General features: G+C 65.6%; 20 protein-coding genes and 4 pseudogenes. 16 read left to right on the top strand and 8 right to left on the bottom strand.

The features are described from left to right. Positions 1 to 424: integrase core domain-containing protein (locus ABLE92_RS17830; RefSeq protein WP_348806086.1), on the top strand; the 424-nt coding region annotated here is incomplete at its 5' end. 179 nt (positions 425 to 603) lie between these two features. On the opposite strand, the gene ABLE92_RS17825 is transcribed toward ABLE92_RS17830, so the two are convergent. From ABLE92_RS17825 to ABLE92_RS17815, 3 genes are all read right to left on the bottom strand, one after another. Further along, a protein-coding gene (locus ABLE92_RS17825; protein ID WP_348806085.1) for an IS3 family transposase occupies positions 604 to 1,748 on the bottom strand; the annotation gives its coding sequence in 2 pieces (ribosomal slippage) (positions 604 to 1,472 and positions 1,472 to 1,748; 1,146 coding nt in all). A 45-nt stretch (positions 1,749 to 1,793) separates the two neighbouring features. Continuing rightward, positions 1,794 to 2,525, bottom strand: a complete 732-nt coding sequence (locus ABLE92_RS17820) for an IS3 family transposase (protein WP_348806084.1) — start codon at positions 2,523 to 2,525, stop codon at positions 1,794 to 1,796. A gap of 2 nt (positions 2,526 to 2,527) precedes the next feature. Next, positions 2,528 to 2,848: a hypothetical protein gene (locus ABLE92_RS17815; protein WP_348806082.1), complete on the bottom strand. Its 321-nt coding sequence runs from the start codon at positions 2,846 to 2,848 to the stop codon at positions 2,528 to 2,530. Positions 2,849 to 2,915: 67 nt separating this feature from the next. On the opposite strand from ABLE92_RS17815, the pseudogene ABLE92_RS17810 reads away from it, so the two are divergent. Together ABLE92_RS17810 and ABLE92_RS17805 are read left to right on the top strand one after the other, a co-directional pair. Then, a pseudogene (locus ABLE92_RS17810) lies at positions 2,916 to 3,329 on the top strand (O-methyltransferase); the annotation flags it as partial. A 51-nt stretch (positions 3,330 to 3,380) separates the two neighbouring features. After that, positions 3,381 to 4,614 (top strand): annotated as a pseudogene (locus ABLE92_RS17805) (IS3 family transposase); the annotation flags it as partial. Positions 4,615 to 5,284: 670 nt separating this feature from the next. Here ABLE92_RS17805 and ABLE92_RS17800 read toward each other — a convergent pair. Continuing rightward, on the bottom strand, positions 5,285 to 6,019 hold the full coding sequence (locus ABLE92_RS17800) for a PaaX family transcriptional regulator C-terminal domain-containing protein (protein ID WP_348806080.1): 735 nt from the start codon (positions 6,017 to 6,019) through the stop codon (positions 5,285 to 5,287). 72 nt (positions 6,020 to 6,091) lie between these two features. Here ABLE92_RS17800 and ABLE92_RS17795 point away from each other — a divergent pair, with 72 nt between their 5' ends. From ABLE92_RS17795 to ABLE92_RS17760, 8 genes and pseudogenes are all read left to right on the top strand, one after another. After that, on the top strand, positions 6,092 to 6,286 hold the full coding sequence (locus tag ABLE92_RS17795) for a hypothetical protein (protein WP_348806079.1): 195 nt from the start codon (positions 6,092 to 6,094) through the stop codon (positions 6,284 to 6,286). Between the two features lie 64 nt (positions 6,287 to 6,350). Continuing rightward, positions 6,351 to 8,009: an acyl-CoA dehydrogenase family protein gene (locus ABLE92_RS17790; protein ID WP_348806077.1), complete on the top strand. Its 1,659-nt coding sequence runs from the start codon at positions 6,351 to 6,353 to the stop codon at positions 8,007 to 8,009. Further along, positions 8,006 to 8,992: a crotonase/enoyl-CoA hydratase family protein gene (locus ABLE92_RS17785; protein WP_348806076.1), complete on the top strand. Its 987-nt coding sequence runs from the start codon at positions 8,006 to 8,008 to the stop codon at positions 8,990 to 8,992. Before ABLE92_RS17790 ends, ABLE92_RS17785 begins: the two co-directional genes overlap by 4 nt. A gap of 25 nt (positions 8,993 to 9,017) precedes the next feature. Continuing rightward, positions 9,018 to 9,824 carry a crotonase/enoyl-CoA hydratase family protein gene (locus ABLE92_RS17780; protein WP_348806075.1) on the top strand — a complete coding sequence of 269 codons (807 nt, stop codon included), beginning with the start codon at positions 9,018 to 9,020 and terminating at the stop codon, positions 9,822 to 9,824. Between the two features lie 115 nt (positions 9,825 to 9,939). Beyond that, a pseudogene (locus ABLE92_RS17775) lies at positions 9,940 to 10,262 on the top strand (hypothetical protein); the annotation flags it as partial. A gap of 278 nt (positions 10,263 to 10,540) precedes the next feature. Then, the gene (locus tag ABLE92_RS17770; RefSeq protein WP_348806074.1) at positions 10,541 to 11,992 is read left to right on the top strand and encodes a glycosyltransferase family 39 protein; all 1,452 of its coding nucleotides are present in this window, start codon (positions 10,541 to 10,543) and stop codon (positions 11,990 to 11,992) included. Positions 11,993 to 12,069: 77 nt separating this feature from the next. Further along, a complete protein-coding gene (locus ABLE92_RS17765) occupies positions 12,070 to 15,516 on the top strand; it encodes a glycosyl hydrolase family 65 domain-containing protein (protein ID WP_348806073.1) in 3,447 nt (1,148 codons plus the stop codon). A gap of 138 nt (positions 15,517 to 15,654) precedes the next feature. Then, a complete protein-coding gene (locus tag ABLE92_RS17760; protein ID WP_348806072.1) occupies positions 15,655 to 17,016 on the top strand; it encodes a threonine/serine exporter family protein in 1,362 nt (453 codons plus the stop codon). Here ABLE92_RS17760 and ABLE92_RS17755 read toward each other — a convergent pair. After that, positions 16,946 to 17,944, bottom strand: coding sequence for a hypothetical protein (locus ABLE92_RS17755; RefSeq protein WP_348806071.1), 999 nt, complete (start codon positions 17,942 to 17,944; stop codon positions 16,946 to 16,948). The two genes, ABLE92_RS17760 and ABLE92_RS17755, sit on opposite strands and share 71 nt — an antisense overlap. A gap of 38 nt (positions 17,945 to 17,982) precedes the next feature. Further along, positions 17,983 to 18,918 carry a S1 family peptidase gene (locus ABLE92_RS17750; RefSeq protein ID WP_348806070.1) on the bottom strand — a complete coding sequence of 312 codons (936 nt, stop codon included), beginning with the start codon at positions 18,916 to 18,918 and terminating at the stop codon, positions 17,983 to 17,985. 723 nt (positions 18,919 to 19,641) lie between these two features. Between ABLE92_RS17750 and ABLE92_RS17745 the strand changes: the two genes are divergently transcribed. The 4 genes and pseudogenes from ABLE92_RS17745 to ABLE92_RS17730 all read left to right on the top strand — a co-directional run bounded on the left by ABLE92_RS17745 (position 19,642) and on the right by ABLE92_RS17730 (position 22,612). Then, positions 19,642 to 19,902 carry a hypothetical protein gene (locus ABLE92_RS17745; RefSeq protein WP_348806069.1) on the top strand — a complete coding sequence of 87 codons (261 nt, stop codon included), beginning with the start codon at positions 19,642 to 19,644 and terminating at the stop codon, positions 19,900 to 19,902. Between the two features lie 387 nt (positions 19,903 to 20,289). Next, entirely contained in the window at positions 20,290 to 21,204 is a 915-nt protein-coding gene (locus tag ABLE92_RS17740; protein ID WP_348806068.1) for a hypothetical protein, read from the top strand. Positions 21,205 to 21,297: 93 nt separating this feature from the next. Continuing rightward, positions 21,298 to 21,474, top strand: a pseudogene (locus tag ABLE92_RS17735) (type II toxin-antitoxin system death-on-curing family toxin); the annotation flags it as partial. Positions 21,475 to 21,772: 298 nt separating this feature from the next. Then, complete coding sequence (locus ABLE92_RS17730; protein ID WP_348806067.1) at positions 21,773 to 22,612, top strand: Cof-type HAD-IIB family hydrolase; 840 nt, start codon at positions 21,773 to 21,775, stop codon at positions 22,610 to 22,612. Between the two features lie 18 nt (positions 22,613 to 22,630). Here the strand turns inward: ABLE92_RS17730 and ABLE92_RS17725 are convergent, their stop codons facing one another. Next, entirely contained in the window at positions 22,631 to 22,936 is a 306-nt protein-coding gene (locus ABLE92_RS17725; RefSeq protein WP_348806066.1) for a hypothetical protein, read from the bottom strand. Between the two features lie 67 nt (positions 22,937 to 23,003). On the opposite strand from ABLE92_RS17725, the gene ABLE92_RS17720 reads away from it, so the two are divergent. Beyond that, entirely contained in the window at positions 23,004 to 23,234 is a 231-nt protein-coding gene (locus ABLE92_RS17720) for a hypothetical protein (protein ID WP_348806065.1), read from the top strand. Between the two features lie 27 nt (positions 23,235 to 23,261). On the opposite strand, the gene ABLE92_RS17715 is transcribed toward ABLE92_RS17720, so the two are convergent. Further along, positions 23,262 to 24,503: an alpha/beta hydrolase family protein gene (locus ABLE92_RS17715; RefSeq protein ID WP_348806063.1), complete on the bottom strand. Its 1,242-nt coding sequence runs from the start codon at positions 24,501 to 24,503 to the stop codon at positions 23,262 to 23,264. Between the last annotated feature and the right edge of the window lie 120 nt (positions 24,504 to 24,623).

Below are 24,623 nucleotides of genomic sequence, written 5' to 3'. Positions count from 1 at the left end.
CACCCGGATGTCGTTGCTGAACATCGTGGACCGCTCGATTCCGGCTGAGCGGTTGATCGAGGAGTTGGAGAAGACGTTCGCGATCTGGGGTGGCCCGCCGATGGTGCTGCGCATGGACAACGGGCCCGAGTTCATCTCAGAAGCCCTCCAGGCGTTCTGTGCAGGGTCGGTCGGGATCTCCTACATTCCGCCCGGCACGCCATGGAACAACGGGTTCATCGAGTCGTTCAACAACCGGTTGCGCGACGAATGCCTGAACCGCAACTGCTGGCCCACCCTGCTCGAGGCCCGCGTAGTCATCGACGACTTCAAGGATGACCACAACCACCGACACCGCCACTCAGCGCTGGGCTACCAGACCCCGGCCGAGTACGCTGCCGGATGCACCCACCAACATCACCCCGTGGCCTGCGAGATCGACTGACGATCACAACAAGGAACTGGCTCTAGAACTGCCTGGACCGGTTATCGGGGACCTGCCACGAGTTCACCGATTCGGCCAGGGCATTGTCGAAACTGTCCCCGACACTGCCGATAGAGGCCGTGGCAGGTCCCCGGTAACCGGTCCAGTCAGTTCTAGAGCCAGTTCCTTCTTGCAGTCGATCAGTCGATCTCGCAGGCCACGGGGTGATGTTGGTGGGTGCATCCGGCAGCGTACTCGGCCGGGGTCTGGTAGCCCAGCGCTGAGTGGCGGTGTCGGTGGTTGTGGTCATCCTTGAAGTCGTCGATGACTACGCGGGCCTCGAGCAGGGTGGGCCAGCAGTTGCGGTTCAGGCATTCGTCGCGCAACCGGTTGTTGAACGACTCGATGAACCCGTTGTTCCATGGCGTGCCGGGCGGAATGTAGGAGATCCCGACCGACCCTGCACAGAACGCCTGGAGGGCTTCTGAGATGAACTCGGGCCCGTTGTCCATGCGCAGCACCATCGGCGGGCCACCCCAGATCGCGAACGTCTTCTCCAACTCCTCGATCAACCGCTCAGCCGGAATCGAGCGGTCCACGATGTTCAGCAACGACATCCGGGTGTGCTCATCGACCATGGACGCGATCTTGATCTTCTTCCCATCCACGGTGGAATCGAACTGAAAGTCCAATGCCCACACCACTTTCGGCGCGTCCGCGACAACGACCGGCACCGAGGACTGCCCCGCCCGTTTACGGCGCGGAGCGCGCCGCACCTGCAGGCCTTCCTCCTTCCACAACCGGTGAATCTTCTTCTTGTTCACCTCGATGCCGTCGTCGAACCGTAGATGCGCCCACGCCCGACGAAACCCATGCCGGGGATGTGTGCGGGCGTAGGTACGCAGTTGCTCACGCAAAGCCGCGTCCGGGTCGGCCGGTGTCTGCGCTAACGGCAGCTGCCGATAGGCTGAGCGGGAAAGCCCAACCACCTTGCACGCCATACGTTCTGACATGTTCTTGACATCTTTGAGCATGTCGATCGCAGCGCGTTTGGCGGCCGGGCTCAGAATTTTCCCCGGGCGATCTCCCGCAGCGCGTCCTTCTCCAACTCCGCATCAGCGAGCAACCGCTTGAGCCGGCTGTTCTGCTCACGCAACTCCTTGAGCTCTTTCGCCGCGTCGGCATCCATCCCGCCGTACTGGCGCCGCCAGTTATACAACGTCGCCGCCGACACCTCCAGATCGGCGGCGATCTCCTCGCCGGTCTTACCCTCCGCGGCCAACTCGTCAGCCCGGCGCAACTTGCGCACGATGTCCTCGGCCGAGTGACGCTTCCGTCCTGCCATGATCCCTATCGTCCCTTCTCCGCCCTCATCAGGGCAATCAGGACTCTAGAACAGCCCGGACCGGTTCACGGGGGACACGCCAGCCGCGATCCCGTCCTCGGCCAATCGCTGCCCGAACACGATGGCAGTGTACTGCGATCCGGCGTCGCTGTGATGGACCAGTTTGCTCAAATCGACTACCCCGCAACGCTTTCTGCAATAGATCGCATTGCTGATCGCATCGGTCACCAAGTTCACCGTCATCTCCGTAGCCACCTTCCAACCGACGATCTTGCGGGCGAACACGTCAGTCACGAATGCCGTGTAGACCCAACCGGATTCGGTGCGGCAGTAGGTGAAATCGGCCACCCACAGGCGGTTAGGTGCCGCGGCATAGAACTGCCGGTCGACCAGATCCGTCGGCCGCTTGGCCGCCGCGTCGGGGATGGTCGTGCGCACCCGCTTCTTCTTGATCGCGCCGTGCCATCCCATCTCCCGCATGACCCGCTCAACCGTGCACCGAGCAACATCTAATCCGGTGCCACGCAGCATTATCCACGTCTTTCGTGTACCCAGAACGCGGGTCAGGGGTTTGTTCTTGCGGAGCATGAAGATCGCATCGATGACCTGCGCGTCGGTGAGCATCCGCACGCTCGGCCCGCGGTTGATGTGGTCGTAGTATGTGGACGGGGCGATGCGCCAGCCGTGCTCAGAGAGCACAGTGCACATCGAATCGACTCCCCAGATAAGACCATCCGCACCCACCCGGTGTCCCTGGTAGGTGCGGATGAAGTCCACAATTACCGGTGTGGCCGGTCGATTTCGGCCGCAAAGAAAGCCGACGCCGCCTTCAGGATCCCGTTGGCCCGTTTGAGTTCGGCGACCTCCTGTTTGAGCCTGCGGATCTCCTCGTTGTCGGCCTTCGCGGTGGCGCCCTCAGCATCGGCGGCCGGGGCCTTACGAACCCACTGGCGGACAGTTTCCGCCGAGGTCACCCCCAGCAGATCCGCGGTCTTGCGCATCGCCGGCCACTCCGCCGACCCTTGCGCCACCAACTGGGCCACCATATCCACGGCGTCTCGCTTCAACTCAGCCGAGTACCGCTTCGATCCTGCTGCCATAGGTTTCATCCTCCCTTGAGAGGAGCCCTCCGGAAACCCCGGGACGGATCATACCTCGTTCGGCGTCTCGACGATCTACCTCGCGGCGGCAGTGCGCGACAACACGCACAGTCCGGACGAAGCGTCTGTGATTGGAACCGAGCACGAACCGGGCAAAGTCCTTGCAGCCCGGCGAAATCTCACCGAGGCAGGGCTTGTGGACTACGTGGACCTACGCGAGGGAGATCTGCGTGACACGCTCGTCGGCCTGACAGGGCCCATCGATTTCATGCTCGTCGACATCTGGGTACCGATGGCGTTGCCCGCGTTGAAGCTGGTGACTCCGCACCTACGTTCTGGGGCGATTGTGTTGTGCGACAATGTCGTCGGTGCTTCTAAAGAGTACAGAGAGTACCTAGAGTTTGTGCGCGACCCAACCGGGTCATTCGTGTCTGTCACCATACCCGGGCAGGGTGGGACAGAGATCTCCATGAAGCGGTAGTGAACGTCCCCGGGTTTGGTGCACACCTCTGTGCGAGGGAAAGTTGGCATCATCCCGAAGATGTACGACGAGGCGACTCGGGCCAAGGCTGTGCGGTTGTTGACCGAGCATCGTGGGGAGTATCCGAGCGAGACGCGGCTATTACGGCCACGGCACAACGTCTCAAGCTCAACACCGAGACACTGCGCAAGTGGGTGCGCCAGCACGAGGTTGATGAAGGCAAGACGCCGGGTGTGACACGCGAGGAGACCGCTGAGATGCGCGCGCTGAAACGCAAAGTCGCAGAGCTGGAGGAAACCGCCGAAATCCTCAAGGCGGCAACGACTTTCTTCGCGCGGGAGAGCAGCCAGCGACACCGGTAGTGTGTGCGTTCGTCACCGAGCATCGGGCTCGGTTCAGGGTCGCTCAGATCTGTCGCGTGCTCCCCGAGCACGGCGCGCCGATCTCCCCGAGAACCTTCTACGCACGGCTGGCGCGTCCAGTGTCAAAACGGGCGCTGTGGGACACCACGATCACCGAAGTGCTGGCCGGCTACTACGACGACAAGGACGGAAAACGTCGCCCAGAATCGCTCTACGGGGCGGTGAAGATGTGGGCTCACCTGCAGCGTGACGGCATTCCGGTGGCCCGGTGCACAGTGGAACGCTTGATGCGCGCCAACGGCTGGCATGGGGTCACCCGCCGCGAGAAGGTGCGCACCACCATCGCGGATCCGTCGGCTCCGCGGACAGTGGACTTGGTCGAACGCCAGTTCCGGGAGGCCGCACCGAACGTGCTGGTCGTCGCCGATTTCACCTACGTGGCACCGGCCAGCGGGGTGTTTGTGTACGTGGCGTTCGTGATCGACGCGTTCGCCGGGCGGATCGTCGGCTGGGAATGCGCTGCGACCAAGACCGACTGGTTTGTTCGGACCGCGATCTGCCATGCCGCCCAGCTCCGCAATCGTGAAGACAATACCATGTCGGGCAGCACAATTCACCACTCCGATGCTGGCTCACAGTACACGTCGGTGCGGTGGGGAGAGACCCCTGGAGCTTTCGGGGCTGATCCCATCGATCGGTACGGTTGGTGACGCCTACGACAATGCGCTCGCCGAGACGACGATCGGTTTGTTCAAAACCCAAGAGGTACACGATGATTCGCCGTTTCCTACTGGTCGCTGTCCGGGTTTGGGGACGTCGAGCACCTGGCCGCGGTGTGGGTCGGCTGGTACAACACCAGCCGGCTCATGCACCGACTCGGGCGCATCCCACCGATCGAGGCCGAGCCGAACTACTACACTCAACGTGCCGCCGCAGTCGTGGAGCACACCAGTAACCAGGCGTGCACCAAACCCGGGGCGATTCACGCAGCCTGTGCTGGTCCTGGTTGTCAAAGGTCGCAACATTGATTTCTGCGGGCACCGGCTGTGAACTGCAGTGATGGTCCGTACTTTGACACAGGGGTCTGGTGGCGGATGGTTTTGATCATCTATCGCGGGGTTTTATCAATCTTCGCCAGGTCTCCACAGTCGCAGCGCCGTCTGTGTGCCGGTGAATGTGAGAAGTACCGCGTGACACCGAGGTTGGCGTATACGACAAACAGCTCGGGCGCGAAACGGCGCGTCGTTCGGTTGTACCACCTTGCCGAACCGAGGGGGATTCGACTCATCACGATACCCACAGGAATAGTGTTGGCACACAACACCATTGCGACGTACCGGGGCCAACCCGGGGCCGGACTGTCGTATGAGATCCCGCTGCGATACCGACGATGCCGAAGAGTGGGACAAATCCGGCCATCGCGTACCGAAAAATCGGCTTGCGAATCGCCAGCTCGTCGAGTAATTCCCGTTGCTCTCTGGCCCGAGCGGCGGCTCTGCAGGCTTTGGCTCCAATGTACTGATAATTCGTCCAAATACAGCGGCTTGCGAACCTCGAGATATCGAGGTTCGCCGGCCCCGACGGCATGCTCGCCTACCCGTCGGAACCCGCCGGGCCCATCTGTCCGCGAACCGCGGCAAGCCACGCCCGGTAGTCGTCGTAGATCGTGGTCAATGCGCCGGCGGGCCAGTCGGCGGGCAGGAACTCCTCGGGCAACAGTGGATCGGTCTGCAGGTGGTGGACCGCGGCGACCATCGTTTTGAAGCGGGTCGGTTCATCGCCGACTGCGTCGAACGCGTCGAGGTAGCCGTGGCCGCGCGCCGCCCATGAAGCCAGATCCCACAGCTGTGCCACCAGGGTGGCGGCGTCGGACAGTGGTACGGCCTCGAAGCAGGTGGTGACCTCGTTCAGGCGGTGCGGCCACGGTCGGCGGAGGTTGGCCGGCCGGGTCCAGACGCCCTCGCGTAGCTCGGCGACCCGCTGGCGTCGCATGTCGCGGCGCAGCGCGACGCGGTCGGTGGCGCTGCGTCCGGTGGTGGTGACGATCGCCATCTCCCAGGTTCGGTCCCACACCTTCTTCTCGGGGGGCTCGACGTCTCGTTGTCGCTGGGCAAGTCGGTCCGACAGTGTGTATACGGCGTCGTGGCGGGTGAGGTCCCCACTGGCTGTCATCCGGGTCAATGCCACCCGGGTGGTGGATTCGGCGATACCGAAAAGTTCCATCGCCCTGACGATCTCGCGGCCGCTCAGCGTGGGCGGGTGCGCGCCGAGGAGCAGGCTCAGCACCGCTGAGCGTGCGGACACCGGGGGTACGAGCGGACTTTTCATCGGAGTCGCAGAGTACACCGAACCGCGTATTACAGTCTTGAATCGGGTGACGTTGTCATGTAATTTCCGCGTATGGAAAAGCTGACCCGCGACGGTGACGTACTCAGCTGCGACCTCGGTGACGGCGAGAGCCGACTGGACATCGATCTCGTCGCCGCCTTGCAGTCGATGCTCGACTCCAACGGCCTCGATCCCGCGTCGTTTCTTTCTGTCGGGTACCTCGATCCGGCCGTTCGTTCCCATCTTCGGGGACCCGCGCACATCTGAGGTACCGACCGCATCGGGACGACATGTCAGCGCCGCCATGGGACCGCACCACTGAAGGAGACACATGGCCACACATGAAGTGACCAATCAGGTACCGGCCCTCGTCGACATGAACGCCGCCGACGTACCGGTGATCGTCGATGCGCTGCGTCGCCATGAGGTGGATGACGATGCTGTCGAAGAGATTCGTGAGCTCGGCGCATTCGCCGGCACCGCCGAAGCCCTCGAACTCGGTGACCTCGCCGAGGCACATCCGCCACAACTGCACACCCACGACCGATACGGCCACCGGATCGACGAGGTCGTCTACGACCCCGCCTACCACCGGCTGATGGACCATGCCGTCCGCGCGGGATTGCACGGTGCGCCGTGGGCCGACTCCCGGTCGCACGCCCACCTGATCCGGGCAGCGAAGTTCAGTGTCTGGGGTCATGTGGATGCGGGTCACGGCTGTCCGATCTCGATGACCTACGCGGTGGTCCCCGCCCTGCGTGCAGCGCCAGACCTGGCCGCCATCTATGAACCGCTGCTGTGCGCCCGCGAGTACCAGCCGGCGCTGGAAATCCCGTCGAGCAAACGGGGCCTCCTGGCCGGGATGTCGATGACCGAGAAGCAAGGCGGGTCCGACGTTCGCACCAACACCACCACTGCGGTGCCGAAAGCCGTTGGCACATACCGCATCACCGGCCACAAGTGGTTCACCTCGGCACCCATGTCGGACCTGTTCCTGACGCTCGCGCAGGCACCGGCCGGGCTGACGTGTTTCCTCGTCCCTCGCGTGCTACCCGACGGAACACGCAATACCTCTGCGCTGCAACGACTCAAGGACAAGCTCGGTAATCACTCCAATGCCAGCAGCGAGGTCGAGTACGACGACACCGTCGCATGGCGGGTGGGCGACGAAGGTCGCGGCGTCAAGACCATCGTCGAGATGGTCAACCTGACCCGCCTCGACTGCGTCATCGGTACCGCGACGGCCATGCGTAGTGGTGCCGCCCAGGCGGCGCATCACGCCGCGCACCGGAGGGCGTTCGGAGCCCGCCTGTCCGACCAGCCGCTGATGCGCAACGTCCTCGCCGACCTCGCCGTCGAGGCGGAGGCCGCGACCACGGTGGCACTGTGGCTCGCCGACCTCACCGACCGCGCCACCTCCGGTGATCCGGCGGCTGCGCTGTTGCGGCGGATCGCCCTGGCGGTGACCAAGTACCACGTCTGCAAGCGCGGCCCGATCCACGCCGCAGAGGCCCTGGAATGCCTGGGCGGCAACGGTTATGTCGAAGAGTCGCGGATGCCGCGGCTGTACCGCGAGGCTCCGCTGCTGTCGATCTGGGAGGGCTCGGGCAACGTTGCGGCACTCGATGTGCTGCGTGCGATGGCCCATCAACCGGAAACGCTCGGTGTCTTCCTCGACGAGGTCAACGCCGCTGCCGGGTCGGATCCCTACCTGGATCGCTCGATCGCTGCGCTGAAACAAACGTTCGCCGATACCGACGTCACCGATCTGGACGCGCTCCAGTTCGGCGCGCGGCGGACCGTCGGCGCGATGGCGGCCGTGTTGCAGGGATCTCTGCTCGTCCGCTTCGGTGCTCAGTCGGTCGCCGACGTCTTCACCGCCACTCGCCTCGGTGGTGACCGGGGAGACGTCCTCGGCACTCTTCCCGCCGGATCGGACACACGGACCATCATCGAACGCATCACTCCGGAGATCGGAGCCCCCCGATGACCACTCCTGCCGACCACTCCGCCGCATGGCGCGAATCTCTCTCGGAGGCACCGCAGTTCAGCGACCGTCTGTCCGATGACTCGGGCCCGGTCGAGTACCCCACCCTGACCTACGAGGTGACCGGACGGATCGCCCGGATCACGTTCAATCGTCCCGAGCGCGGGAACGCGATCACCGCCGACACACCGATCGATCTGGCCGCGGCCGTCGAACGTGCGGATCTGGATCCACGGGTGCACGTCATCGTGGTTTCCGGGCGGGGCAAGGGATTCTGCGGCGGCTATGACCTGTCGATCTTCGCCGAGCACGGCGATCGACCGGAGGATCGCGCCGATGTCACCGGCACCGTCCTCGACCCCGTCGTCCAGGCGCGCAACCACGATCCGGCCGGTACCTGGGACCCGATGATCGACTACCAGATGATGAGCAGGTTCAACCGCGGCTTCGCAAGCCTGCTGCACGCGAACAAGCCGACCGTCGCGAAACTCCACGGGTTCGCGATCGCCGGCGGTACCGACATTGCGTTGTTTGCCGACCAGATCATCGCCGCGGACGACACCCGGATCGGTTATCCCCCCACCCGGGTGTGGGGTGTACCGGCCGCAGGCATGTGGGCACATCGGGTCGGTGATCAACGCGCCAAGCGACTCCTGCTCACCGGGGACAGCATCACCGGTGCCCAGGCTGCCGAATGGGGACTCGCGGTGGAAGCACCCCCTGCGGAGCGGCTCGACGAACGCACCGAAGACCTGCTGGCCCGCATCGCGAACATGCCGATCAACCAGCTCATCATGACCAAGCTCGCCCTCAACAGCGCGCTCATGGCCCAGGGCGTCGGGAACTCGGCGATGATCAGCACCGTGTTCGACGGGATCTCCCGCCACACCCGTGAGGGCTATGCCTTCCAACAGCGTGCCGCGACAACGGGATTCCGTAACGCGGTCGCCGAGCGCGACGGCCCCTTCGGAGACGCCAAACGATGACTGGACGAACGAGCAGGAGATTCCGATGACGTCACAGACACCCGGCACCGATCGTGTCCTCGTTCGGCAGGACCGTCCGGTGACCATCGTCAGTATCAACCGCCCCGCCGTGCGCAATGCGGTGGATCGGCGGACCGCCGAGGAACTCGCGGATGCGTTCCGTGCCTTCGACGCCGATCCCGACGCGTCGGTTGCCGTGCTGACCGGGGAGGGCGGAACCTTCTGCGCCGGAGCCGATCTGAAGGCGGTTGCGGCGGGCGACCCAAATCGATTCGCCCCGGATGGTGATGCCCCGATGGGGATTTCGCGGCTTCGGCTGTCCAAACCGGTCATCGCCGCGATCAGCGGACATGCCGTCGCCGGCGGCTTGGAGTTGGCATTGTGGGCCGACCTGAGGGTCGCGGACGAGGACGCCGTGCTCGGGGTCTTCTGCCGACGATGGGGTGTCCCGCTCATCGACGGCGGGACGGTCCGGCTACCCCGCCTGATCGGGATGGGCCACGCCATGGACCTGATCCTGACCGGTCGTGCAGTATCGGCCACCGAGGCGCGAAACATGGGACTGATCAATCGGATTGCGCCTACCGGCGCTGCGCTCGACCACGCCGTCGCACTGGCCCGTGAACTGGCACGCTTCCCGCAGACATGTATGCGTCACGACCGGCTGTCCGCACTCGAGCAAGAGGGACTCACCGAAACCGACGCCATGGCCAACGAACACGCGCACGGGGCGATCTCCTTGATGGCCGACACCATGACCGGCGCGGCAACCTTCGCCCGGGGAGCAGGCCGACACGGCAGTTTCGACGATCTGTCCGGTGAGCCGCGGTGAATAGGGCCTACGGCCGGGTAACGCGCAGTTCGTCCAACATCACTGCCCACCGTTCGCATACCGCCTCGCGACGGCGTGAGTCGTCGTTGAGCATTGCGGCGAGTCCGTCAACGGAAAAGAGTTCCGGAAGCTGAATTCGGTCCTGCGGTGCCGGGGCCGAATCCTGCAGTCGACACCGGATATCTCGCTCACCCCCAATCTGCCGAAGTTCTTCCTCGCCGCCTCGAGCCGATTCCGCGGCAGGCGTCTCAAAGTGTCGTTGATCGCGGCCGCCGACTCCAAGGCGTACCCGCCGCTGGTCTACTTCATATGTATGGCGCACCGATTCTGAACCGGTTGCCCGGCAGCGACTTTCAGTGGCAGCATCTCCCGGTCCCGTTCACGGTGTACGCCGACGGGATCGACCTGGTCGTGTTCGAGGAGTTCGGCTCCGAGGCCGGTCGCCGAGTACGGCGGTTTGCGCCGCATGATCAACCGTGATGTCGGTGCCGTCGTGGCCACCAGCGTCAACGGCGCGGTCGTTTACCGCGACGGAGAGTTCGGCGGCGGTCTGAGAGAGTCGTGGGGCCGGTCCGATCCCTTGCCGCCGTGTGGCACCGGCATAACTCGTGGGAGCGTGGCTCAGAAGTCGCTCGGCCACGTCCCACGCAGTAGCGTCACCATCATGAGCATCGCCGTCCCCGCAGTGCGCGCACGGAACAGATGACGGCCCGGAGATGACCGTCGAGCGTTTCGCCCGAGGTCCGGTGTGGGCGGCCGCGGTCGCCCAGGGTGTGCTGCTGACGGTGAGCTCGGCGGGCTACGACTACCAGCGCGACGAGCTCTATTACCGCATGCTCCAACCCGCCTGGGGCTACGTCGACCAACCGCCGCTCACGCCGGCGATCGCACGGCTGACCCTGCACCTCGCCGATGCGCAATGGGCGCTGCGCATTCCCGCGACGCTGGCGTCGGCACTGTCGGTCGTCGTCGTGGCGATGATCACCTGGCGGCTGGGTGGCGACCGCACCGCCCAGTGCCTGGCTGCGTGGGGTTACGCCACCGCGACGATGCCGCTGATGCTCGGCCACGTCTTGTTCACCTCGACGATCGATCTGCTCCTGATCTCCTCGGCGGTGTACGCCCTGCTGGTGGCGGTGCAGGGTCATCACCGCTGGTGGGTGGCGACCGGTCTGATCGTGGGTCTGACCACCTACAACCGGTGGTTGATCGTGATCGTGATCGGCGGACTGGTCTTCGGGTTGCTTCTGCTGGGTCCGCGGCGCGCCTTCGGGACACCGTGGCCCTATGTCGGCGGCGTCGTCGCGGTGATCGTGGGCCTGCCGAATCTGCTCTACCAGGCTCATCACGGATGGCCGCAGCTCGAGATGGGTTCGGCCCTCGGCGCGGAGAACGCCTCGAGTGTGCGCAGCGGTTTCGTCCTGATGCTGGTCGTGATGCTCGGGCCGCCACTGGTGGTGGTTTGGGGCACCGGCGTCGTCTGGCTGCTGCGCGCCGATCGGCGCACCGTCGACGGCTGGCTCGCTGTCGGTTGTGCCGTCGTGTGGGTGTTCACTTTTGTCGGCGGTGCTCAGCCGCACTATCCGGTGCACCTGATGTCGGTGATGTATGCCGCCGGTTGCGTTCCGGTCGCGAGGTGGCTGTCGGGACATCGTGGGCGACAACGGCTGGTGCTCTGCGTCGTCGCGATCAATGCCGCCGTGTCGATCGTGCTGGCGTTGCCGGTCATCCCGCTGCGCGTCGTCGGTCGCACGCCCGTGGTGGACGCAGGTCCGTTGGTTGCCGACCAGATCGGATGGTCCCAGTACGTCGCGCAGATCGCCCGGATTCACCAGGACCTGCCTGAGCCGCGACCACCGATCCTGGCGTCGAACTATGGTGAGGCCGGAGCGCTGGCCCGCTACGGCCCCGCGTTCGGCCTGCCGGCCACGTATTCCGCTCACAACGCGCTCTACGACCAGCGGCGCCTACCCGACGACACCGACGCTGTCCTGGTCGTCGGAGGTCAACTCGGGAGGGCCACAAATCTTTTCGGGTCGTGCACTGGTCTTGCCACACTCGACAACGGGCTCGGCGTCGACAACGAGGAACAGGGCATGCCCGTCGCTCTCTGCGAGCATCCGCATGACCCCGAACACTTGTGGCGGGCCCTTCGTCACCTGGACTGACTGCAAACGGTTCCCCTGTCCCGCAGGACCAGATACCGTCGACGTATCCAGGGACCATCGATCACGGAGACGGCGACATGGATACTCAAGCCGCAATGCCGTCGCTGACGGCGGCACGGATCGATGTCCGCCGTCACGATGCGGTGATCTTCGGGATCGACGGGGCCATCTTTGATTCCTCTGCACAGGAACAACTTTCGCCCGATTATGTTACTGAACTCGCCCGTCGGTTGCGTGGCGCGGGAATCGCCGTGGCGAATGTCGTCGTCGAAAAGAACGAAGCAGCAGCAGAAATTGTTGACCCGCTCCTCGACGCGGTGCATGGCCTCGGCGTGTTCCCGGGGCGTGCGGTTCTCGTCGATGCGACGGTGTCGGGTGTCAGTGCCGGTGCCCGGGTCGGCTTCGACCTGATCATCGGGATCCACCGGAATGCCACCGACGCGGAGGCGTTGCGGCGCCGTGGCGCGGATGCGGTGATCGACGACCTGACCCAGATCGAGGTCCGATCCGGGTTCGACCGAGTGTCACAGATCCCCGAGGCGCTCGCCTCCCGCTATCAGTTGACCGCGAGGATTCGCGACCGAACCCCCGTGGTTGTCGTGGATCTCGGCGGCATCATCGCGTCGGCCGACCGCACGTCGGCGACACCGGGGGATACTCTCGAGTTGGTCGACGGTGTGCGCGAACAGATCATTAGGGTGGCGGCGGTCTGCCCGGTGGCGGTGATCGGTGGCGGGGATGCGGACGCCTTGCGCGCCCAGGTCGACGTCGCGGGTATCTGGTACGCCGGCAGTGACGGCCGGCACGTGCTCGGACCGGACGGCACACACCGTGCCGATGATGTCGCACCGACCGAATACTGGGATCGTGCCCGCGCTGTGCAGCGACTGCTGGTCGACCTCGGCGACGGCGGCACCCCACTTCCGATCTATGTTGGCACGGGCCTCGTCGACGAGGCGGCCTTCGACGCGCTGCCGGAGGACTCGATCGGCATCGTCGTGCGCTCAGCTGACGGGGACCGTTACTCGGCCGCCGAATTCTCTGTCGCCGACCCCGAAGATGTTCGTGAGTTGTTGCAGCGTCTCGCCGACCTTCTGGGCTCCGCCGCGGACCGCGCCGCCGCACCCGACGATCCATGGACACTGGTATACGACTCGTACGATCCGGCCACCGAGATGCTACGGGAGTCATTGTGCAGTATCGGTAATGGAGTCTTTGCCACCCGGGGAGCCACGCCGGACTCCCGTGCCGGCGACATCCACTACCCCGGCACCTACGCGGCCGGCATCTTCAACCGGCTCGACGACCGCATCGACGGCCACACCATCGACAACGAGAGCATGGTGAACCTGCCGAACTGGCTGCCCGTGACGTTTCGTGTCGACGGCGGTGACTGGTTCGACATCGACTCCGCCGAGTTGCTCGACTACCGGCAGGTCCTCGACATCCGTCGCGCCATCCTCGCTCGGCGATTCCGCGTCCGCGACGCTGCCGGACGCGTCACCGAGGTCGCCGAAAGACGATTTGTGGCAATGCATCTCCCGCATGCGTGCGCACTGGAGGCGACGATCATCCCGCACGGATGGTCGGGCCGGGTCGAATTCCGGTCGCTTCTCGACGGTGCGGTCACCAACTCGCTGGTTCCCCGCTATCGGGATCTCGCGAGCACCCACCTCGAGGCGGTGCGCGCCACAGGACTGAGCACTGATTGCGTGCTGCTGTCGGTGCAGACCAACCAGTCGCGCGTGACGGTGGCCATGGCGGCTCGAAACATGCTGTGGCGCAACCGTGACACGCAGACCGGTGAGTACGACCTGGTGCGCGAGACCGACGGTGACGACGAGCGCATCGGGCACCTCATCACGGTGGATGCCCACGACGGCGAGCCACTCACGCTGGAGAAGATGGTGACGGTGTTCACCGGTCGTGACCCGGCGATCTCCGAGCCATCCGACGAAGCCGCCCGCTGGCTCAATCGACTGGGGCGTTTCGACGACCTGCTGGACGGTCACGTCCTGCGCTGGGGCACTCTCTGGGACCGGTTCGACATCGCCTTCGAAGGCCGCACCGACGTGCTGCGCATCGTCCGCTTCCACCTGCTGCACGTGCTGCAGACGTTGTCCCCCAACACCACCGACCTCGACGTCGGGGTGCCGGCCCGTGGTCTGAACGGGGAGGCCTACCGTGGCCACATCTTCTGGGACGAGATGTTCGTGTTTCCGGTGCTGAATCTGCGGATGCCGACTCTGACCCGATCACTGTTGCGCTACCGCTTTCTCCGGATGCGTGAAGCGCAGGCGGCAGCGGCCGCCGACGGACACCAGGGTGCGATGTTCCCGTGGCAGTCGAGCAGTGATGGACGAGAGGAAAGCCAACAGCTGCATCTCAATCCGGACTCCGGTCGGTGGAATCCGGATCCGAGTGCCCGGCAGATCCACATCGGTATCGCTGTTGCTTACAACGTGTGGCAGTACTACCAGGTCACCGGCGACCTCGAGTTCCTCGTCGACCACGGCGCCGAGATGCTGATCGAGATCGCCCGGTATTACGCCAGTCTCGCCACATTCGACGAGTCGCGCGCCCGGTATGTCATCCGTGGGGTGATCGGCCCCGACGAATTCCACGGTGGGTATCCGGACCGCCCATATGACGGTATCGACAACAACGCCTACACCAATGTCATGTCGGTGTGGGTGATGCTGCGCGCGGAGGAGGTCCTCACCCTGCTGCCGTTGCAGGTACGCGCCGACCTCACCCAGCGGCTCGGCCTGCACGTCCAGGAGACCGCGCGATGGCAGGACATCACGCGGCGCATGGTCGTCGGGTTCCATGACGACGTCATCAGCCAGTTCGACGGCTATGAGGCTCTGGCGGAGCTGGATTGGGATGGGTATCGCGCCAGGTACGGCAACATCGCCCGGTTGGATCGCCTCCTCGAGGCCGAAGGTGACGACGTCAACGCCTACCGGGCCTCCAAGCAGGCCGATGTGCTGATGCTGTTCTATCTCCTGTCCGCGAGCGAGCTGCGAGACCTGTTCGAACGCTTGGGATATGAACTCACCGACGAAACCGTCGGCCGCACCGTCGATTACTACATGGCGCGCACCTCACACGGGTCCACACTCAGCAGGCTGGTGCATTCCGGAGTCCTCGCTCGCACCGACCGCGATGGGGCGATGGAGTTCTTCGACGACGTGTTGCGTTCGGACATCGACGACATCCAGGGCGGCACCACCCAGGAGGGTATCCACCTGGCTGCGATGGCCGGCAGCGTCGATCTGCTGCAGCGCAGCTTCACCGGCCTGGAAACCCGCGGCAACCGGTTGATCCTGCGGCCGCATTGGCCGGATTCGTTGGGCGCCGGGGAGTTTGCGATGTTCTACCGCGGCCATCGCCTCCGGTTGCGGGTCAGCGGCCGCGACGTCCAGGTGAGCGCGGCGCCGGGGGCGTCGGCCCCCATCCAGGTGGAGGTTCGTGGGCATGTGGCGGAGTTGCGGGCCGGTGGTGTGGTGCGGCCGGGATGACCCCTCCGGCGGCACCCCATCGGCGGCACCTAAATCGGTGTCGAGTCGGCGGTGCGGCCCTCGAGTGGGCATCGTCGTCGGAACGTCGTGACCACGGAGTTGTGCTGTCGCGTGCAGGTGGAGCGGTAGCCTGACGTCGTGGCCTCGGATGAAACGCTGGATGCCGACACTTCTCACCGGCGCGTCGGTCTGGTCCTGTCCCTTGCGCTGGGTCTCATCGAATCGGGTTACCCGACATCGGATGCACTGGTCCTGGCGCATCGCTGTGCTCGGTCGATCGGGTTGGCCGGGACCGTGATCATCGACCAGGGTCGAGCGCTGGTGGTGGAGTTCCCGTTCCGGGATGGTCAGTCGGTGGTTCGGGTGGGTGAGATGGCGTCGCTCGGCGGTATCGACTGTCGTCGGATGAAGCGTATCGGTGACCTTGCCGAGCAGGTCATTGCGGGCCGACTACCCGCCGACGCAATGGCGCAGCGACTCGCTGACATCCGTCGGCAACCCGGGCCACGTCCGTGGGTCATCACGGCGGGAATGGCCGTGCTCGCCTTCGCCATCGCCCTTCAGGTCGGGGTCAATGTCACGGCTTCCGTGGTGGCCGCCATCGTTCAGGTGGTGGTCTCCGTTCTGGGATTCCTGGCGGCGCGTTTCGGTGTTCGCACCATCTTCGTCAGGGCCGCGCAGGCGATCGTGGCGGCCTGCGGCGTCGCGTTGGCCCACGTCATCGGTGTGCTGTCGTGGTTCGAGGCCGTGGCGTGTGTCGGGGTTCCGTGGATGTTGTTGATTCCGTTGCCGGTTCTCGTGTCGATGGTCGTCGACGCGGTGAACGACCTGTACATCGCGGCGGTGGCCAGGGCGTTCGTCGTCGTGATCGCCACCGGCGGTGTGGCACTGGGCGCGTATGCGGTCGTCGATGTCGGCTCGCGACTGGAATTGACGGCACCCGGTGATCTCAGTCTGCCGACGCTTCCGTTGACGTTGGCGCTCCTGTTCTCGGTGATCGGTGCGGTGGCCAACGCTCTGGCGAATGGTGGCGAGGCGGATCTGTTGATCCCGGCAGCGGTGCTGGGGCTTGTCACCGCCGTCGTCAACCAGTCCCTGGTGCGGGGTGCCGGTATCGGGTCCACCGCGGCAACGGTGTGCGCGTCCATCGTCTTGGGTGTCGTCTCGGCGCTGTGGGCCAAGCACAGCCCCTACCCCAGTGCAGTGCTGTCGCTCATGGGAATCACCGGTGCGCTGATCCCCGGGTTGACGGTGTATCTGGGAATCGTGCGCACAGTGTTCGGGCAATCGGGCACCGGGGCATATGTCACCGCACTGGTCACCGGCGCCGGGATCGCGGTCGGTGTCGCGTTGGGCGGCCTGGTGGTCAATGCCCGGCGACCGGTCGCCGTGGACACGACGCAAGAGGGCAGCGGTCCCGGACCGACCGTCACGGGAACAGGAACCCGGCGATGGTGGCGTCGACCATCCGGGCGACCGGGAAGACCGACGGATCGTTGACAAAGCGCTGGTTCTGAAACACCACGACGAACCGCCGTCCGGTCGAATTCTCCTGCACGATAAGCGCTTCGGAGGCCACCGAGAAGCCGGCGTTGACCGGGCCGAGACCGATCTTGCTGTGCAGGGTGACGTACTCGACCGTCGTGTCCCGGTTGAGGAACAGGTGCAGATTGATGACGGCACGTTGCAGCAGGTCGAGCATTGCCGCATCGCTGCCCGGGTCCACCAACTCCGAATCGGCCAGCAGGGTGCACAGTTTCGCCATCTGATATGCGCTCGCGCCTTGGGCGGTCGGGCCGTCGTTGCTGCACGGAATCCGTTGCGGCGGGTACCCGATGCCGAAGTCGCCGCACAGCCACAGTCCCAGGTCGGTGTCCGCGTCGAAGAAGTTCGCCTCGGATGCGGCTCCGGTGACGTACCCGAAGCCCAGGCGCTGGATGCATCGGCCGGCGGAGGCGTTGTCGCCGAGAGCAATCGCGGAAAACAGGTCGTTCCAGAAGGTCTGGGAGAAGTTCACGGTGTTGGAGGACGGGTCGTGGTCGAAGACCTGATCGTACTTGGGAAGCAGGTGCAGGTCGGCCAGACCGGCGAGCCGCGGCAGACGGTTGGTCCGGATCACATCGTCGAAGCCGTCGTGCAGCGACTGGAACGCGTCGGCCGGCGCCGTCGCGGCGAGCAGATCGTTGCTCGCCTTGCGCAACTCGAAGGCGCCGTACATCGCCACCACCTTCAGCATGCTGGCCGAGTAGCACTCGATGAACTCGAGCCGGCCCGCATATCCGCGGGTGCCGTCCGGATTGAGGTCGACGATCGCGACCGGCGCCGCAGTCGGTGGGTTGAGGGTGGTGGCCATCGCGGTGTCCAATGCCTGCTGCAGCGCCGAGTCGTGAACCAGGGGGTCGGTTTTCGCGTCGGGAAAGGGAAGCATCGGCAGTCCTTGTCGTGGTGTCCAGAAGGATGTGATGTCTAGAAGGCGATGCCGACGGAGTCGGCCGCCCCGATCAACGCACCGTCGGTCACCATCTGGGTGGCGAATCCGGAGATCGCACCGTCCGGCGGTGAACCGATCGTGACGATGCGGCTGTACTCGATTCCCTTCTGGGTGAGGATGCCTACCACCTCGTCGTTGTCGTTGACGATCAGCGACCCACTGTCGCCGGGTTTGCAGAAGACGGGTGCGTTGAGGTCGCGCGCCCAGATCTCAAAGCTGTTGGCCGGGGTACCGCGCCCCAACGGGGCCAGCCCGATGCCGCTGACCGTGCCCAGCGTCAGGTCCGTCGTCCGCCCGCGCTTGCGGACCCGGTCGCCCACCTCGGCGCGGGCCATGCCGCCGACCCTGCCGATGTCGGCGATCGTGGCGTCGAATCCGACGCCGTCGTGGGCAGCGAAGACGGCGATGTCGGTCGACGCCTGCCACCGGTAGAGCCGCCCGACTTCTCGGGTGCTGTCGGGCTGGTAGATCGGATCACCCTGGAGGGCTTGTTGATCGCTCTCGGCGATCACGTGGGCGCAGGTGACACCGACGACACCACCGAACAGCGTGTCGGAGGCGAACCCGCCGAGGGTGCCCGCGCCGTGCTGGATCAGCGCGCCACCGTGGGCCGCGTGAATGGTGATGCCGCCGAGCAGCGGGTCGTGTGGCGCGGTGTCGAGCAGGGGTGTCAGCTCGCGCTCGACGACACTCACCGGGAATCCGGCGCCGGCGATGAGGCCGTCGAGCCCGGCGGGTATCCGGTCGATATCGGCGACCATGACGCGGATGACGAGGTCATCGGTGAGTTCCCCGTCGTCGGTCCGCAAGCCGACGTCGACGGCGAGGAGTCCGGGAAGGAAGGGCAGCGCCCCCCGGAGGACGGCGGCGAGGGCGTCCTTGGCGTCGAGCATGTCCTGGCTGACGTCCATGGCCGTCTCCTCAGTCTGTCCGTGGTGGCGCGCCGACATCTCGGCGGCTGACGGCTATCGAGTGTGCCGGAGCCGGCGCGGAACCGAACGAGTAGTGGACTACCCCAACGGGGTCGGTCTCGGCACGGGCGAGCGTTGCATCCGCTGAGACGAACGGGTGGTTTCATGACGACCGTTGATCCCATCGCACCCGCGGACATGCACGCACCCCGTCGGGTCCGATCCGCGGAAGGTCGCGGTCGTCGCAACGGCCGGCTGCTGAAGATCTACATGAATCTGCGTGAACCCACCCCCGCCGAACTCGACACCATCGGGCGGCGGATGATGATGCGACGAGCCCGCGGCGGCTCTGGTCCGCGCCACGCGGGCGCCACGAAAATCACCCGAGCGGGTCAGCGTGACGCAGTTCCGTGGCGCACTCGCCGGCGGCGTGCCCACCGATGCACCGCCGGCGCTGCGCGAGTTCTTCGCCACCGTCGAGGCCACCCCGGACTGGGTCGACCGAGAACTGTGCGAGAAGGGCGCCGGGGTGTACCGACGCCCTTCCGATCAATCGGGCCGACCTCGCCGCCAACCTCGGCCTGTTCAGCGGAACGCTGCTGATGGGTGTGCGCGCACTCGGTGTCCCGGTCGTCGATGAGGACTCCCGCGCGCTGATGCATCTCTGGAAGTACGTCGGCCGGCTGATCGAAGTCGACGAGGACTGGCTCTTTCGACGAGGAAATGGCGCAACACCAGTTCAGCTACGCGATCCTGCCGGCGCAGGGAGAGGTCACCGACGCCGGAGCCGAATTGACCACCGCCCTGGTGAACGCACAAAAGGCCCTGCACTACAAGAGATTCCCCGCGGCGTCGGGAAGCCATGCGCGTCTGCGACCCCTGAGCATGCTTCAAGGTTCTCTGGTGTCCGCGGGATGGGGGATCTGGGGCAGCCGCTCACGTTGCCGTGGGCAATCGGGACCGCATGGGTACGAAACACGGTGAACTACCGGGTCATTGGTCGAACCCCGTGGGCGTGCGGTATCTCGAACTCCTGGGGGAGCGGTCGAGCAGACGGGCCCGCTACCGTCACTTCGGTGACGACGCGCGGAGGCCGGTGCGCCGACCATCGGTAGCCCGCGGGCTTCGGCAGACTCATGTTGGGGTACAACACTATTCGTATGACAGTGTTGTAAGGCAACGGGATTCGATGATCCCGTCCAAATATCCGGGTCCGATGGGTGCGCCGAATGACGTGAGACCGGCGCCGGCGGCATCCGCAAGGGACGAAAGTACGCAGGTCAGAGGACCTTCTGACGAAGTGTGGCGCACCGGTGTCCGGGTGGTCTGCTCGGGCTGCGACGCTCGTTCGTCGAGCGTATTCTTCACTACGTGAGCAAGCTCAGTCCGGCCATTTCCGCATTGAAGGCGGCGCACTGGCAGCATTGCCTGGCGCCGCATCTCCTCGACGGGGAGGTGATCGTCGCGTTCGTCTCGGCGCATCGTCTCAAGCCCACCGTCGAGGGTGTGGCCGTGACCAATGCCCGGGTCCTCGGTTTCCACACCGCCGCTCCGTCGCGACGCGACGTGATCACGATGGCGGTTGCGGCCGACGAGATCGCCGACGTGGAATTGGTCTCCGCACATATGGTTCCGACTCTGACGATCCGCACGACGGGCACGCCGCTGTGCTTCGGTGAATTCCACCGTGAGGAGATGGATTTCCTCACCTACTTCCTCGATACCCTGCGGCACGACGGCGTCGATGAGGCGGTGCGCCCGGAACTCGACCGGTGGCGATCCGACACGCAGCAGTCCGCCGGCGCCCGCGCCCGCCGACGCGAGCAGCGTCGCGTCCCCGTCTACGGCGAGCCCATGACGTCCGCGCAGTGGGTTGCCATCGAGCGGTCAATCGGCTCCGACGAGTACCCGTGGATGATCCTCAACTGCGGACGCCACGGCCAGTTGGCAGCCTTTGCCGACCGGATCGTCATCCGAAAGACCGGCCGCACCACCGATCTACCCGTCGGTGAGCATCTGGAGGTCATCCCGTTCACCGACATCGTGGATGTCACCTATCGCTGCGGTGCCCTGTCCGGTGTGCTGGAGGTCGCCACCAAGGCATGCCCGGCGATCTACGGCGAAGGGTTCTGGCCATCGGCGGTGTCCGACCACACCGAGGCGTTGCCCAATGTGCTCCGCGTGCCCAAGGCGTATTACCAAGGCGCGCAGGAAAGTATCGATAAACTCCGGCAGTACGTCCACACCGGTCAGGGCGCGGGGAGCCGGGCGGCCTCGGCGCGCTGAGTCTTTCGACGGTCCGATTCACGACGGCGGGTGCGAACGCTGTGACATCGGAAGTCGCGTCGGCCGCGACCCTCGCAACGGGTACGGACGCAGGTTCGTGACTACGGGTTGCTGGAGTCCGCTCTGGCCCGACCTCGCACCACCGTGTTCGGTGCGGATGCCTACCCAGGTGTTCACGTCAAGGCGGCCGCGCTCCCGCACTCCCTGACCCGTAATCTTGCGCTCGTCGACGGGAGCAAACGAACCGGCCGGATCGCTTGCCTCACGTTCCGAAGATCGCCGCGTGCCGGTTCACCGACCGATGGTCGATGCGGCGGCCGCTACCGCCCGACACATCATCACGCCCGGAACGTTCGTCGCAGACACTGCGGTCGTAAGGGCCACGTCGTCCTCCCGCGGGTCCTCTCGGGTGAGGCGGGTCGTCGGCGACTTGAGTGAGCCGAGAAGACCTGCGCGAGCCGAACTGACCCGCGCGAGCTGCTCAGGAGCGGTAAACGAATCGTCCGGACCGCACGCCGGAGTGATCCAGGGAGCCGCACCGAGCCCATGGATGCGACGATGAAGGGCGATGAACACCCCACTGCCGCCCGTACCCGACGACGTCCGACTGGTGGTCTCCGACATGGACGGCACCCTGCTCGACGGCGCCAAACAGATCCCGGAGACGCTGTGGCCCCTGCTCGACGAACTCGGCCGCCGCGGCATCGTGTTCAGTCCGGCCAGCGGTCGGCAGGCGGCCACGCTGCTGCATCAACTCGGGCATGCGGTGCCGGGCCTGGTGGTCATCGCCGAGAACGGATCGGTGGTGGCCCGTGACGGCGAGAAGCTTCGCGTGGCACCCCTTGACGGCGACGTCGCGACGGCGGTGCTGGCCCGGGCCCGTGAATTGTCCGCGTCGGGTGTCGACCTCGGCGTCGTCCTGTGCGGGCCCGACGGTTCCTTCGTCGAACGCTCCGATGAGAAGTTCCTCGAACAGGTCGAGCCCTACTACTTCGCCAACCAGATCGTCGACGATCTCACCGCGGTGGAGGCCGAACTCGTCAAGGTCGCAGTCTTCGACTTCGATGGCATCGAGGCGGTGACCGCCCCGGCCATCATGTCGGTAGGCGGGGCCAAGGAGGTCGTGGTGTCCGGGCACCACTGGCTCGACGTGATGGCGCCCGGCGTCGACAAGGCCGTCGCCGTCCGCGCGATCCAGGACCGTCTCGACATCACCCCCGCGCAGACCATGGTCTTCGGTGATTACCTCAACGACCTCGCCATGCTCGGCACCGCCGACTGGTCGTACGCCATGGCCAACGCACACCCCGACATCCTCGCAGCGGCACGGTTTGTGGCGCCGTCGAATGAGGAGAACGGGGTGGTGCGCACGGTGCGGTCGGCGCTGGGGTTGCCGGATATCGGGTGAGCCGGTCCCCGGCCGCGCTCACGCCGTGAACTCCGGTCGTCGACGGATCAGCGTCCGGTAGATGACCGCGCCGAACAGTGCCGACTGGATGATCTCGTCGGGGAGGTAGGCGTCGATGTCGAGGGGGTCGCAGATGGTGCCGTCGGTGAGATGGTCGAGCAGAACCGGCGACAGACTGTCGATGGTGAGTTGAAACCGTTCGCCGCCGAGGTCGGTGACGGCCAGGGTCCCTTCACCATCCCAGGAGTCGATGCGGGCCCAGTGGGTGATGCCGCATCCCTCCGCGGCCTCGATCAGGAGTCGGCGTCCGAACAAGCGTGACATCGGGACCCCGTCGACGGCCCCGTACCGCGGCCAGCGCCTCCCGGTAAGGCACCCGATGCTCAGGGGCATGACGCCGCGCCGCGCGCTTCTCGGCGGATCGTTCGGTCATCTCGGATCGCTCTCGGTGCGATTCCCGCGTCCACCACATCGCACTGAGGTCATCACTTACGAGAGTCGTCGCCCCGAAGGGTGTATCGGATCGTTCCTGGCCCTGCTGTTGTGGCCGGCGGAGCCCGCCGAGGAGGCTCGTCTGATCGATATGGTGATCAACACCGTCGGGGTGCGCCGGATGAGCTGATTCCGGGCGAACTGATTCCGGACTGATTCAGATGAGGCCCAGCGTCTCATCCAGCCAGTCGAACATGCGCTGCTCGGTGAGCGCCCGTGCCATCGGTTGGCAATGCCAACTCGCCCCTTCGGCGGCGGTGAACGCCACCACGGTGGTGTCAGCCCCGGACATCGCGGCGAGTTGTTCGGACTGCCCCGGCCAGAACTGCTCGGCCTCCGGCGCCGTGATCAGCATCGGCGTCCGGATCTGTGCCGCGACATCCGGTGTAAGCGTGTACTGTGCAACAGCTTTCATCGTTGCGGCATAGGTCTCCTGACCGTAGGGGCGGGCGCGCCAGTCCCACATCCGCTGGGTGGCCTTGCTGGCCTTCAGCCCGATCGACATCATCTGATCGAACTGGTGATCCTTGCCCTCGGCGAGCATCGACTGCAGTGCGTGCGGCAGATTCGCCAGCCAGGACGCCTCCACCTGAACGACGCCGGGGTCGGCGATTGCGGCGGCATAGCGATGGTCGAAGGAGATCGCTCGTGGCACCCAGTAGCCGGCCTGGCTGATGCCGTAGACCGCCAGCCGGTCGGCGTCGACACCACGCAACCCGACGACGACGTCGGTCACCGGGGTCAGCACCGCCTCCCAATCGGGCCGGAAGGTCATGCCCTGCTCGAACAGCATCGACTGCTGGCCCGGTCCGTCGAACATCACCACGCGATAGCCGCGTCGGAGCGCGCCCTGCGCGGCGGCCGACCACTGGCCCGACACCGCCCCGTCGCTCCCGTTGACCATCACCAGCGTGGGACGCCGATCGTCGTCGCCGGCGTCCTCGGGTGACAGGTACCAGCCTGGCAGTGTGGTGCCCTCGTAGGGGATGGAGAGTCGCTGTGCGACAAACGGACCGAGATCGATGAACTTCTCCCACGCCGCGCGATGCGCGGCGAAGACGGGCATCCGCTCGGCGTCGTCGGCGATACCGTCCAGCGCGTCGAACGCCACCGACAGATAGGTCGCGGCGCGGAGGTAGCTCATCGCGGCGCTGAACCGGTGCCCGCGATCGGCCACGGCGGCGGCCTCGGTGGCCAGTCGCGTGCCCAGGCGGTGCCACGCGTCGTACCAGTCGCGGTCGTGACCGTCGCCGATGCCGTCGATGGTGGTGAGGACCTCGCCTGCATCGGTCGCGCCGGAGGTGGCGTAGCCGAGCAGGATGCGGACGGAGTAGTCGCGGCCGGCGTCGGAGTAGAAGCCATGGGAGTAGGCGGTGTGCGGTGCGTGGGGGAGGTGCATGGCGGTGCGCTTTCGTCGGTGTCGGGGGTGTTGTCGAACACCGAACACTCTGCGCTCATCGGCGGCGCACGTCATCCGTCAGGTGACGTGGGTTCTGCTGCCAACGGTTCACGACGGGCG

Origin of the sequence: Gordonia oleivorans, assembly GCF_040044975.1 — a bacterium.
Classification (GTDB): Bacteria; Actinomycetota; Actinomycetes; order Mycobacteriales; family Mycobacteriaceae; genus Gordonia; species Gordonia oleivorans.
Note: the sequence above shows the minus strand (reverse complement) of the source record. Positions and strands in the feature narration are given on the sequence as shown.